10 protein-coding genes and 1 pseudogene are annotated in these 12,844 nt (G+C 68.9%); 4 read left to right on the top strand and 7 right to left on the bottom strand.

Going from position 1 to position 12,844, the window contains the following annotated elements:
- The 3 genes from ACZ4WH_RS40550 to ACZ4WH_RS40540 form a co-directional block, all read right to left on the bottom strand.
- Positions 1–569, bottom strand: a 569-nt coding sequence (locus ACZ4WH_RS40550; protein WP_468190472.1) for a TetR/AcrR family transcriptional regulator, incomplete at its 3' end; no start/stop codon positions are given.
- 344 nt (positions 570–913) lie between these two features.
- Positions 914–1,528 carry an NAD(P)H:quinone oxidoreductase gene (gene wrbA / locus ACZ4WH_RS40545; RefSeq protein ID WP_468190470.1) on the bottom strand — a complete coding sequence of 205 codons (615 nt, stop codon included), beginning with the start codon at positions 1,526–1,528 and terminating at the stop codon, positions 914–916.
- A 324-nt stretch (positions 1,529–1,852) separates the two neighbouring features.
- Positions 1,853–2,548: a DNA alkylation repair protein gene (locus ACZ4WH_RS40540; protein WP_468190469.1), complete on the bottom strand. Its 696-nt coding sequence runs from the start codon at positions 2,546–2,548 to the stop codon at positions 1,853–1,855.
- Positions 2,549–2,966: 418 nt separating this feature from the next.
- Here ACZ4WH_RS40540 and ACZ4WH_RS40535 point away from each other — a divergent pair, with 418 nt between their 5' ends.
- The gene (locus tag ACZ4WH_RS40535; RefSeq protein ID WP_468190467.1) at positions 2,967–3,581 is read left to right on the top strand and encodes a lasso peptide biosynthesis B2 protein; all 615 of its coding nucleotides are present in this window, start codon (positions 2,967–2,969) and stop codon (positions 3,579–3,581) included.
- A gap of 10 nt (positions 3,582–3,591) precedes the next feature.
- A complete protein-coding gene (locus tag ACZ4WH_RS40530) occupies positions 3,592–5,415 on the top strand; it encodes an asparagine synthase-related protein (protein ID WP_468190465.1) in 1,824 nt (607 codons plus the stop codon).
- Here ACZ4WH_RS40530 and ACZ4WH_RS40525 read toward each other — a convergent pair.
- On the bottom strand, positions 5,399–6,691 hold the full coding sequence (locus tag ACZ4WH_RS40525; RefSeq protein WP_468190463.1) for a hypothetical protein: 1,293 nt from the start codon (positions 6,689–6,691) through the stop codon (positions 5,399–5,401). The genes ACZ4WH_RS40530 and ACZ4WH_RS40525 overlap by 17 nt on opposite strands.
- Before the next feature lie 222 nt (positions 6,692–6,913).
- Positions 6,914–7,130 (bottom strand): annotated as a pseudogene (locus ACZ4WH_RS40520) (hypothetical protein); the annotation flags it as partial.
- A 37-nt stretch (positions 7,131–7,167) separates the two neighbouring features.
- Between ACZ4WH_RS40520 and ACZ4WH_RS40515 the strand changes: the two are divergent.
- Positions 7,168–7,623 (top strand): response regulator, encoded by a 456-nt coding sequence (locus tag ACZ4WH_RS40515; RefSeq protein ID WP_468190461.1) that lies wholly within the window; start codon positions 7,168–7,170, stop codon positions 7,621–7,623.
- 10 nt (positions 7,624–7,633) lie between these two features.
- Positions 7,634–8,704, top strand: coding sequence for a sensor histidine kinase (locus tag ACZ4WH_RS40510; RefSeq protein ID WP_468190459.1), 1,071 nt, complete (start codon positions 7,634–7,636; stop codon positions 8,702–8,704).
- A 185-nt stretch (positions 8,705–8,889) separates the two neighbouring features.
- Here the strand turns inward: ACZ4WH_RS40510 and ACZ4WH_RS40505 are convergent, their stop codons facing one another.
- Both ACZ4WH_RS40505 and ACZ4WH_RS40500 read right to left on the bottom strand, forming a co-directional pair.
- A complete protein-coding gene (locus ACZ4WH_RS40505) occupies positions 8,890–10,068 on the bottom strand; it encodes an SGNH/GDSL hydrolase family protein (RefSeq protein ID WP_468190457.1) in 1,179 nt (392 codons plus the stop codon).
- A gap of 273 nt (positions 10,069–10,341) precedes the next feature.
- Positions 10,342–12,759 (bottom strand): glycosyl hydrolase family 95 catalytic domain-containing protein, encoded by a 2,418-nt coding sequence (locus tag ACZ4WH_RS40500; RefSeq protein WP_468190455.1) that lies wholly within the window; start codon positions 12,757–12,759, stop codon positions 10,342–10,344.
- Between the last annotated feature and the right edge of the window lie 85 nt (positions 12,760–12,844).

The raw sequence follows: 12,844 nt of genomic DNA, 5'->3' as shown, positions 1-12,844 counted from the left end.
CCGAAACACAGGGTGACGATCATGTCCAGGTCGACGTCCTCCCGCACGGCGCCGCGGCGCTGTAGCGAGACGAGCGTCATCAGCAGTTCCTCGCAACGAGGCCGTACGCCGTGCTCCCGCAACTGCTCCAGCAGGCCCGGCACCCGCTCCACCTCGGCCATGAAGTTGCCGTGCAGGGCCATGGCCCGCTCGTTGTGATAGCGAGGGTCGAGACGGCGCACCGCCTCCACCAGCGCCTCGCGCGGAGCCAACTGGTCCATGTCCAGCGAAGGGTAGGCCTCGCGCTGCTTGCGCAGTCCGTATTCCAGGGCGTCGATGACGAGGTCGTACTTGTTCGCCCAACGCCGGTAGAGGGTCGGCCGGGTGACGCCGGCGTCCGCGACGATGTCCCCGATCGTCATGGACGCGTAACCATCGGTGGCCAGCCGCTTGCGCGTGGCCTGGATGATCGCCTCCTCGATCGCCGGATCCCGGGGCCGGCCACTGGCGGGTGCCGCCTGCTCCGCGCCCGAACGCTCCCCGCGCCCGCCGGCTCGCCCCTCGGAACGCGTTGTCCTCGCCTTCGCCATCTCATCCCTTCCCGACACACAGGGCCAGTCGGAGCCGGGTAGCGCATCCGCTCCCCGCCGCACCAGCACCCTACGCGAAGTCGGGGACCATCCCCGGGGCCGACGGGGACGTACGGCGCACGGGACAGGGGCCGCTTGCTTTCAGCTCCTGATGGAACTGAACCGCCTCCGGGGTCACGTGAACCACGGAGGGGGTGATGTCATCGAACACGAGTGAGCACGACCGTCCGGCGTACCCGCCGCAGGTGGCACGGCGGGTACGGGCTCAGTCCAACATGCCGTACGTCAGGCAGGGATCGCCCCGTGTGGGGCGCTCAGATGGGGCAGGCCGCGCGCCAGGTGGGTCAGGCGAGGCCGGCCTTCAGGGCGGCGGCGACCTGAACGACGCGCTCGGCCTGGTGACGGGCCGCGTTGCGGGTCTGCTCGCCGACCGGGTTGTTGCCCTGGGCGTCGACGTGCGACGTACCGTACGGGTTGCCGTCGACGAACTTGACGGGGTCGGTGTAGCCGGGGGACACGATGATCCCGCCGAAGTGGTGGATGGAGTTGTACAGGGCGAGCAGCGTGGACTCCTGGCCGCCGTGCGCCGTGGCGGTGGTCACGAAGCCGCTGTAGACCTTGTTGGCCAGCTTGCCCTGGGCCCACAGGCCGCCGAGGGTGTCGATGAACTGCTTCAGCTGGGACGAGATGTTGCCGAAGCGGGTGGGGGTGCCGAAGACGATCGCGTCCGCCCACTCGACGTCGGCGGTCGTGGCCACGGGGACGCCCGCGCTTTCCGCGGCGTGGGCGGCCCACGCCTCGTTGGAGGCGATGGCGGCCTCCGGAGCCAGCTCGGCGGCCTTCAGCAGGCGCACCTCGGCGCCCGCCTTCTGGGCAGCCTCCGAGATCTCCTTGGCGATTTCGGCCGAGAAGCCGGTGGAGGAGTAGTAGATGACGGCGAGGCGGACGGGGGTGGTCATGGAGTCGTCTCCGATCCTGAGGATGCGTGTGATGCGCCGTGGCGGACGCAGTCCACCTGGGCTACAGGTGCCGTGCGGGCGCGCTGTCCGACGCTGTAGATGAATGTTAAACCACTTCGTTCAATCGTCAACCACACGCCGCGGGATCACACAGGCGCCACAGCGGTTCGCTTTCGCCTGCGCTCAGGACCGGTCCTCCGCCGGCACAGGCCACATGCTCGCCTTGTCGCGGCGCCGGTCGAAGCAGGCCGTCCGTGCCGACGCCAAATGTGAACGGGTTCACCGGGGGGTACGTTCCGACCGGGCCGGGATTTGTTCCCCGCCCTATCGCCCCTTCACGAACCGTGCCCGCTCGGTCGGCGCCAGCCGTTCCGTCGCACAGCGCACGGTGACGCGCGGCAGCTCGTCGAGATGCCGGTCGAGGAAGGCCACCATGAGCGGCCCGTCCCGACGGCCGATCTCCCGCAGCATCCAGCCGAGCGCCTTGTGGATCAAAGGTTCCGGATCCTGCCGCAACGTCAAGGCCAGGCGGAGCGTCGGCTCGAAGCGTCCCTCGCGGATCAACGCCAGCGTGGCGACTACCGCGATCCGACGGTCCCACAGCCACGATGACGCGGCCAGTTCGTCCAGGACCCGCAGATCCCCCTCCAACAGCCACGGCCCGAGTACGACATGCGCGGAACCGTCAACGAGGTCCCAGTTGTCCACGCAGTCGGTACGCGCCAGATAGAAGTCGAGCAGTGCCCGGCGGTCTGCGCGGCGCGCCGTGCGCACCTGCTCGGCCAGGACCAGCAGCCCGGCGAACCGCTCCTCGTGGACACGGCTGTGCAGCAGTGCGTCCACATCGTCGAGGGAGAGGCCGCAGTAGGAACGCGCCAGCTTGCGCAGCACCGGCACGCGTACGCCGAGCAGTTCGTCGTCCTCCACACGGCTGAGCACCCGCTCCTGTTGCACCCGCACAGCCGGTTCCGCCAGATCCCGCAACTCCGCCCGTAAATCCTTGAGCGAAACCATCGTCATGACGGCGGACGCTAGCGCAGGACGCCCCCATGCGCCGCCGAGCCCCCCTCGAAGGAGCGGCTGGCCGACTTCGTCGCGGCCGACATCCCCGTAGTGGACCGACTCTCATGCGAGGACTATTTCTTCGTCGCAGGTCAAAGGGCCCACCTCGCATCAGCGAGGTGGGCGCTTGATCATGTTCTGTGCTCGCCTGCCCCACTCAAGGTTGCGAGGCATGCGGGCCAGAGTAGCCTGGAGTTGATCGACGCCACCCGGTTCTGGAGGTAGGCGATGTTGATCCGATTGCTGCGGCTCCGAATGCCGCGTGGCCTTGTCCTTCTCGGCGGCGGCCGTCTGATCCGCGGTTTCAGCGGCGGCGACTACGACGGTCACGGACATCAGTCCTGACACCGTGCACCGGGGCATGGGAGGTGGTGCGGTGACACCGGACCCCGACGCCCTGGTGGCCATGACACGGATTCTCTCACCGCACTGCCGCGTCGCCAGGCTGCCCGGAGGGGCGCTCATCGCCGACTGGAAGCGGACGCGATTTCTCGGAATGACGACGGCGGACGTCGAGAAGTTCGCCGACGAAAGCTCCGAGGAACGCGCGGAACTCGTCACCGGTCTGGTTCGAGCCGGATGCGCGCCGGCCCGCCGGCCGGCGGCTACGGGCGCCCAGCTCGGACTCTGGCTGCGCAGCGGGCACCTGCTGATCCGGACGCTCGGCTTCGGACGCGTCCTTCGGCTCCTGCCCTTGGTCGCCCCTCAGTACGCCCGAACGGACACCCCTTCCGCGGCGGACGTCGAGCGATTGAAACGAGCGGTTCAAGCAGTCAGCCGGAGAAGCTGGTTCGTCAACGGCGACTGCAAGACCGAGGCGCTCACGGCCTTCGTCCTGTTGCGGCGGCGCGGCTTCAAGGCCGTACTGCACGTGGGTGTGCGCGAGCACCCGTTCGCCATGCACGCCTGGACGTCTGCGGCCGGCCTGAGCATCCCGGACGCCGATCCGCGAGGGCACGCCTTCACACCGGTCCTCTCGATCGGCTGCTGAGGGCGTCGGCATGGAAGCGCTCCGAGTCGGGTTCGCCGGGGACGCACCCGAACTCCGGACGGCCGAGGCCATGGTCCGGCAAGGACTCGTGACGACGGTGTCCTCACCAGCCGGTACCGCGGCGGTCGTCGGCTGGGTCGGCTCGGTCCGCGACCGCCTGGCGGGCGCACACGCTCTCCTCGCCGCCTTCGCCCGGCCGGGATCCGAACCGCCGCTGCCCACCGGCGACTTCGCGGCTGTCCTGATGTACCACGACCGCGTCCTGCTGATGCGGGACGATCAGGCGCGCATCCCCTTGTTCTTCAGGGAGTCCGATGGCCGGGTGAGCGCGGCGAGTACCTCGGCGCGCAGCCTGGGCAGCGCCGCGGAGCTGGAACGCCGCTACTTCTGCCGGTATCTGACCGGGAACCTGGCACAACCGCACACGGAACTGACCCCCTTCGCCGGGGTGCACCGGATCCTCGGCGGTGAGGTGGTGGAACTCTCCGTCACCGGGCGGATGCGCGGCCGGCGACTGAGCCGCACCGGGCGCACCGGGCGCACTGACGGTCCGCCCGTACCGGTGACAGACGGATCCGGTCCCGGGCAGCAGCTGCGCCGCGCGCTCGAGCACGCTGTCGGGCGCCGCCTCGGCCGGACGATCGCCTGCCATGTCTCCGGCGGCACCGACTCCACCAGCGTCGCGTTGCTCACGGCCCGTCTGCTCGCCGCGGGACACGAGGGCGGCACCGGGGACCTGGTCCTGCTCGCCGGGCGTTTCGGCAGGGGAGAGCTGGCCGCGGAGCGGCCGTACCTGGAGGAGGCGGTGGAGGCGGTCCGCAGACAGGCACCCGGCGCCCGCCCGGTCATCGTCGACGCCGACGACGTGGCCGACTTCGATGACTTCCTCCACCACGCCGGGGACTCGGACGAGCCTGATGCCAACGCCTACCGTGCCCCCTTCTGGAGCAGGCTGCATGCCGCCGCGGCCGAGCTGGGCTGTGACACCCTCCTGACCGGATGCGGAGCCGATCCGATCGTGGACGCCAACCCGTTTCATCTGCACCGGCTGGCCCGGTCCGGACGGCTCCGGGAGATGACGAGTCAGGCGCGGGCCCGGGCCGCGGGGAGCGGACAGGGAGTACGCGACATCGTCCGCACCCACGTCGTACAGCCGGCGCTTCCGCTGACAGCCGAACGGATCACCAGGTTCGTCCGCCGCGGAACGGTCCTCGGCGGCCTCGGCCCGTTCACCCGCCCGCCATGGCTGCGACGCGGCTTCGCACGGGCTCACGGCTACCGCGAGGCCGGCGCCGCTGAGAGCCGCTTCCTCTTCGGGCGCGAGCCGGAACAGTCGCTCTACGACGCGGCCAACTACCTCGCCGCGCCCGACCCGGTTTCCTGGCGCAGTGCACAGCAGAACGGATTCTTTCTCTCGCACCCTTTCCTCGACCCGGAGGTCATCGCCACGATGCGCCGCCTCCCCGCCGAAGCCACATTCCGTCCGGGCCGTCCGAAGGCGGTTCTGCGCGAGGCCATGGCGGATCTGCTCCCGCCCCGGATACGCGACCGAGCGGACAAGATCCCCTTCAACGAGCCGTACGTCCATGGTCTGCGGTCACACGGCGACGAACTCGTCGACCTCTGCCGCTCCGCGCGGCATCCGCTCATCGCGGAGATGTTCGACATCGACACACTCTGCCAGGCGGTGCGGGAGGCCCAGCTGGGCATGGGCGACTCCTCCTCCTGGGACCGTATGAACAGCTCCCTCGCCCTGGTGGTGTGGCTCGAGGGACTGCTGGACGAGCGTTCTCCCGTGCCCGGCGCGGAGGCGCCGGTCAGCGTCCACTCTTGACGTCCCACAGGGGCCGTTCGACCGGGCCTGTTTCCACCACGCGGAGGCCGTACCGGCCCTCCACCGCTTCCTGGGACTCGTTCTTGCCGTCCACCGTGCTGATGGTTTCCAGCACGTTGACTCCGTGGGCCCCGAACCGCCAGTAGACGGTCATGTACCGAGGCTCCCTCGTCTTTTCGTCGATCACGTTGTTCTCGTGGATCCGGCTCTTGTAGACGATGGAGTCGAAATCCTTCTGTTGCTTCAACCACTGGGGTACCTGGGCGCCACGCCAGCTGTACCCGCTGAAGCTGAGGTTGTCCAGACGAGCGCGGTCCTTGCGTGTGAGATGCGCGCTGGCATAGAACGCCAGCTGATCGTACGGGGTCTCCACGGGAAGTTGCACGACCACTCGGGAGGAGAACGTGTCGCTGGCGTAGACCCATCGTCCCCAGGGCATCCATGGCTGCGCCGACACCAACTCGCCGGGCTGGTGGATCTCCCTGCGGGAGACCGGGTTGACTCCCTGGAAGTTCGCCCATTGCTCGGAATCAGCTCGCCACTGCTGACGTAGCCGGTCCTGCGAGCTCAGAGGCACCCGCTCACCCATGGCGTGGAATTCGGTGCCCAGAACGTAGAAGGCCGCATCGCTGCGGTTCTCGATCGTGATGTCCACCGGCACGGAGAATGCCTTGCGATTCGGATTCGTCATCGGCTTTCCCACGGTCAACCGGATGACAGGACCGGCTTCGCGCTGGGCCGGCTGGTAGAGGTTCTGGTAGCCGAAATTCGCCAGCGCGATGACCGTGGTGACGACCAGTGTCGCGGCCACCCGTTTCGGAGAGGGGATCACGACCGAGGTGCGGCACACCGCGAAGACAGCCCATGCCGAGCCCGCCGTGAGGACGACGAACAGCGCCTTGAAGAACGCTGAGTCGCCGTCCTTCAGAATTTCGGCCAGGACGAGAAGGTTGGTCAGCGTGGCCACGAACGTGCCGATCAGCGCCACCAGCCCGGAGTATTCGAACTTGTGCGACAGCCAGTGGTCCGCGGCTGCGAAAGCGCCCAACAGGGTGGTGAAGGCCACCGCGATGAGTACGGCACCGGTGATGTGACCGGCGAAGGTCAGCGCCCCGACGAAGTCCTTGATGCCGAACCAGCCCAGCAGCCCGGTCGTCGCAAGGAGAACCAGCATGATCACCGTCAGGGAGACGCGCGACGGTCTGGTTTTTGCTTTCGCCAGCGTGCGTTGCGCACGCAGGCGCGAGTTGGCGGGCGAGTTGCCGTGAATTTTCACACGACCACCGCCGGTAAGAGTCCCACGGCTCCGAACCGGCCTGTGTCAACACTCTCCACGGGGTGCCTCCTTCGCAGACCCGCAGCGGACCAGGCGATTTGCCACAGATCTGCTACCAGGGATGCGTACTCATCCTCTGTGGTGATCGGTCCGCTCGCCATCCGCGTGCCTCCGGATGGGTAGCCGCGACGCGGCGGGGCCACCGTGGTGCGCGGCACCGGCCTGCACCATGTGGTGCGGGTACGCCTGCGCCAGCTCCTTCTCGTACGTGCCCCGAGCCTGCGGCGTCCAGCTCCACCAGGGCCAGCACGTCAACCCCGGAGGCGGCCAGGTCGCGGGCGGTGCCGGCCGGGTCGGGATTGGCGTCGCCGCCGGTGTCCCGGCGGCCACCGCCCTGCCCGGTCTCCGCCGTGTTGCCGGCACCTACGCGGTTTCCGATACGCCGACGATACGCGCCGACTCGTAGCATCGAGCGCATGCGTGTGTTGATCGTCGAGGACGAACCCGATCTGGCAGGAGCCATCCGCGACGGCCTGCGGCTGGCAGCGATCGCGGTCGACATCGCGGGTGACGGTGACACCGCTCCGGAACAGCTGAGCGTCAACACTTACGACATCGCCGTGCTCGACTTCGATGGCCCCCGACCGCCCGGTGATGAGGTCGCCCAACGCAGCGCCGCCTCCGGCAGCGGCATGCCGATTCTCATGCTCACCCCGGCCGACCGTCTCGACGACAAGGCCTCCGGGGTCGGACTCGGCGCCGACGACTACCTCACGCAGAACGCCGACCCGTTCACCAACGCGGTGCGCATCAGCGTTCGGGCACCGCGCAAGCGCCTCGGCGAGACCTGGACCATCGCCGCCCTGCCAGGCGCCGGCCACCGCATCGACACGCAACCGGAGGCCGGACACAGGGGAGGGGACCGTGGATAGGGCCCCTGGTTTGAGCGTTCGCCTGAAACTCACCCTCAGCTACGCCGGGTTCCTGACGCTCGCAGGTGCCCTGTTGTTCGCCATCGTGTGGGTCATCATCCTTCGATACCAGCCCGAGATGGGAACCAGCCCTGACGGGCCGCTGAACCGCGCCGACCTCCTGCGCTCTGTCGCTGCCTCGGCGGCCGTGGTGTCAGCGCTCCTGCTGGTCCTCGGTCTCTTGGGAGGATGGATCCTCGCCGGCCGCATGCTCGCCCCCCTGACCCGGATCACCGACGCCACACGCATGGCCGCGCAGGGGTCGCTCTCCCACCGGATCCGGCTACCGGGCCGCCAGGACGAGTTCCGTGAACTCGCCGACGCCTTCGACACGATGCTCGCCCGGCTCGAAGCACACGTCGCCGAACAGCGGAGATTCGCGGCCAACGCCTCACACGAGCTGCGTACCCCGCTGGCCGTCTCGAAGGCACTTCTCGACGTGGCCCGCACCGATCCGGACCGCGACACCGGCGAACTCGTCGACCGCCTCCACACCGTCAACACCCGGGCGATCGACCTTACCGAGGCACTGCTCCTGCTCAGCCGCGCCGAGCAGCGGTCCTTCACCCGAGAACGCGTCGACCTGTCCCTGTTGGCGGAAGAAGCCACCGAAACGCTCCTCCCCCTCGCGGAAAAGCATGGCGTCACCGTGGAGACCGGCGGTGACATCGCCCCCGCGAGCGGGTCGCAGGCACTCCTGCTACAGCTGACCACTAACCTCGTGCACAACGCGATCCTCCACAACCTGCCGGAACAGGGCACCGTGTGGGTCAGCACCGGCGTCCGCCCCAGCACTGTGGTGCTCACCGTCGAGAACACCGGCGAGAAGCTCACCCCGCAGCTGGTCTCGACACTCACCGAACCGTTCCGGCGCGGCACCGAACGTATCCGCACCGACCACGCAGGCGTCGGCCTCGGCCTGGCGATCGTCAAATCCATCACCCACGCACACGACGGAACACTCACCCTCACACCGCGCGCCGCCGGCGGGCTCCGCGTCACTGTGGAACTACCCGCGCCGGCCCCACACACCGGCAGCTGACGAAACAGGGATTCCGGGCCATCGGCCCGATTTCATCGGCCTCAGCGGCCACCGTGATCGCGTCCCCGGTGGCACCCTGCTCGATAGCCAACCTGCCCCCGCGGCCCGGGACGGGACGGAGGGGCGCCCGCGAGCCGCTCCGGGCTCGCGGGCGCCGCTTCCGAGGCGACCGGTACCCACGAGGGTCAGGTGCGCAGGAGCCGCAGGTCGATCGCGTCGGCCATCGCCTTCATCCCCTCGTCGTTGGGGTGGATGTGGTCGCCCGAGTCGAAGGCCGGGTTGAGCGCTGCCGGGTTCGCGGGGTCACGCATGGTCTGGTCGAAGTCGATGACGCCGTCGAAGGCGCCGCTGGTGCGGATCCACTGGTTGACGCTCTGTCGGATCGCCTCGGCGTCGGGCGTGTAGTACCCGTTTCCCTCGTCGGGCATCAGAGTCGCGCCGATGACGGCGACGTGTGCGGCATGCGCCTCGTCGATCAGGATGCGGTAGCCGTCGATGAGGTCCTGGGCGGTCAGTGGCCGGCCGTCGGGGCCCGCGTTGTTGCCGATGTCGTTGATGCCTTCGAAGAGGATGACGTCCTTGACGCCCGGCTGACCGAGGGCGTCGTGGCGGAAGCGCTTGAGAGCGCTGACTCCCTGCCACAGGTTCGGAACGTCGGTGAGGACCCGATTGCCGCCGATACCGGCGTCGACGACACTCAGTTTCTGCGGGCCCGGTTCGGAGCCCAGTCGGCGCCCGAGGAAGTCGGGCCACCGGGTGTAGGTGCCGGTCGAGGAGTGGTAGCCGTCCGTGATGGAGTCACCGAAGGCGACGACGGTGCCTCTCGCGGTCGGTGACAGGACGTCCAGCCCTGCCAGGTAGTACCAGGAGGTCGTGGTGGCGCCGAAGGAGGCGGCGCTGTCGTCACCGGCGTGGTTGCCGGAGGCTATGTACGTGGTGTCGAACGCGTCGGAGTGCCAGGTCGACATTCCCGTCGGGCCGGGGATGTAGAGGCTGACGAGAAGGTTTTCGCCGGCGCTGACCGAGATCGGGACGACGTCGCTGACCGCCTCCTCGCCGACGGGGATCGTGACGTGGCGGGAGGTGCCGAAGGTGACGTTCCGAGTGGTGCCGGGCGTCGCCTCGCCGCCGTTCGCCTGGACCGCCACGTCCACGGTGCTGACGTCGAGCGGGGTGGTGCTGTACCGGTTCGACAGGGTGATGCGTACGCCCGAGCCCGCGACGCTGCTGTGCACCACCATCCGGATGGTCTGGTTGTCGAAGGACGGGCCGCCGGTCGTCATGCTGGGCGACCAGGCGCTGACCCTGGTGCCCTTGCCCGGCGACGACGACGTGGCGGCGCTTGCCAGGTGCGCGGTGCTCAACGGAACGACCGTGAGGGTCATCCCGGTCAGCGCACCGAACACGGACAGCCAGGTTCTGCGACGCGGTCGGCGATCCGCCGCCCTGCTTTGCTTTTCCGGGAACATCGTTGTTCTCTCCACTCTCCGCGCCGTCCGCGGCAGGCAGGCTCCGCGGGGAGCCCGGCCCGGCCGGCCTCCGCCGAAGACGGACGGATTCCGGACGGCGGGACGGTCCGCGGACGACAGGTCATCGGGGGTTGGCTCGGGCTGCTGGTCGGATGTGTCGAACCGGGCTCAGCCGAGGTTGCTCAACGTGACGGACCCACCGGGCTCGAGGCTGATCCTGCGCGAGGTGCCGCCCGCGAAGACGGTCGTGTCACGGCCGCCGACGCTCTTCAACGTCACCTGCGCGACCTTGCCGTTCTTCCACCTGAGGTCGGCGACGAAGCCGCCCCGCACGCCGACTCCGGACACCGAGCCGGATGCCGCCCACGCGGCGGGCAGCGCGGGCAGCAACTCGACGTGGCCCGGCCGCGAGTAGACCAGCATCTCGATCATCGCGGAGGGAGTGCCGAAGTTCGCGTCGATCTGGAAGATGCCGCGGCCCTGCCCCATGTCCATGATGTCGAAGAGGTTCGGCGCGGTGCCGTTGCTGCCGCCCACCGACGGCTTCAGGTTGTTGACGACGAGTTGGTAGGCCTTCTCCGCGTTCTTCAGCCGAGCCCAGCACAGGCTGCGCCAGGCGTTGGCCCAGCCGTAGCTGTTCATGCCGCGGGCGGTCAGGAGGGCCGTCGCGCCGGCGAGGATGTCCTTCGGCGTGGACTCGTCCGGGCGGATCCGGTCGCCCGGGAAGAGACCGACGAGCGGGGACAGGTGCCGGTGTGTGGTCTCGCCCAGATCGTCGGGCGACATCCACTCCTCCAGCCAGCCGGTCTTGGGGCTGACCACGGGCAGGTACAGGCGCTGACGCAGACCGTCGATGGTCTCACTGTAGGAGGTGTCCCTGCCGAGTACCCGGGTCGCGGTGCGGTAGTTGCCGAAGAGGTTCCACACCAGCTCCTGGGCGTAGGTGATGCCCTTGGCGTCCAGCGGACCCTGCTCGGGGGACCAGTCGCTGTCGGCGATGAGGACCTCGCGTGCGGACCCGGTGGCGTCGGTGACGGTCGTGGTGATGAGGCGGGCCTCCCAGAACTCCACGGCGCCCTTGACGAGGGGGTAGATCTTTTCCAGGTAGGTGCGGTCCTGGGTGTACTCGTAGTGTTCGAACAGGTTCTGGCAGAGCCAGGCATTGCCGGCCGGGTGCCACCACCAGCCGCCGCCGCCGTAGGGGTTGGTGGAGATGGCCACCGTCCAACCGGCGATCTTGCCACTGGAGTTGCGGTACCTGTTGGTCGGACTGTTGAACAGCCGCCGGGTGATGTCCGTCCACGAGGGCAGCTGCGCGAGGCAGTAGTCCGTGAACGCGTCGAAGCAGTCCGACAGTCCGGCGCGGTCGGCCATCCAGTAGTTCATCTGGACGTTGATGTCGGTGTGGTAGTCGCCCATCCAGTCCGGGTCGTTGCCGTCCAGCCACGGGCCCTGAAGACCCATCGGCAGTCCGCCCCGCGACCCCGAGATCATCAGGTAGCGCCCGAACTGGAGGTAGGCCGCCTCGAGTTCCGGGTCCGGGACGTTGTCCCGGTAGCGGGCCTGTACCCGTTGCCAGGTGTCCAGCTTGCGCTGTGCGGTGGACGATGTGCCGAGGTCGATGTCCAGTTGCTCGAACACCGGGCGGAAGTCCGCGACATGGGTGTGCAGCAGCGTGCTCGCGGAGTGGCCGGCCGCGTCCTGGACCTTGGTGCGGGCCAGACGCTCCGGGTCCAGGGCCGGATCGCGGAACCCGGTGGCCGCGTCGGGCGCGTAGTTGGTGCCGCCGCTGACCACGACGGTGAGATCCTTGCAGTCGGCGAAGGAGATCGACGTACCGCTGACGGCCACCGTGCCGGTGCTGCTGGCCGCTGTGACGGCGGCTCCGTACTTCAGGCCGTTGGCGAGGGAGGCGCCGAACGAGGCGTGGCGTCCCGTGCCATCCGCGGTGGTGTGCTCACCATGGGTGCCGGCCAGCGTGACGGTGCCGGTGTAGGAGCCGCCGCCCAGCTGCGAGAAATACAGGACGATGACGTCGTCGGGGCGGCTGGCGAAGATCTGCCGCTGGTAGGTGACGCCGGACAGGTCGTAGGAAGCGCTGACGAAGCCCTGGGCCAGGTCCAGGGTGCGACGGTAGTTGTCGACGGAGCCCAGGTCGTGACCGGAGATGTCGACGGTGAGTTCGGCCAGCAGGGTCAGGGAGCCGAAGTCGTCCCGCCCGTAGGGGAACTGGCCGTCGCTCTGGAGGGTGTCGTTGACGCCGCCGGTCCACAGGGTGGCGTCGGTGATCATCAGCAGTTCGCTGGAGGGGTCGTTGCTCACGAGCGCTCCGAGGCGCCCGTTCCCGACCGGCAGACCCTGCTGGATCATCGAGGCGGAGGAGCTGGGAGTCCGCCACCACAGTTGGTTCTTCGCGGCGGCGGCAGCGGACAGCAGAGGCGAGGAGGTGGGGCGGGAAGGAGCCGCCGACGCGGTGAAGGCGGGCAGACCGCCGAGCGCGGCGGCTGCGCCGGCGGTGGCGGCGAGGGCGAGGAAGCCCCTGCGGCTCGGGTGACTTTCGCGCGATTCGGTGTGCTGGGTGTCCACGTTGTGCACTCCATGTCCGGGGAACGGCGCATGCGGGAACGACGGACGCTGGGCCGTCGGGCGTTGTGCGAGGCGGGTAGGCCGG

It is taken from the genome of Streptomyces sp. NPDC029138 (genome assembly GCF_055564375.1).
This window is presented reverse-complemented; position numbering and strand designations above follow the sequence as displayed.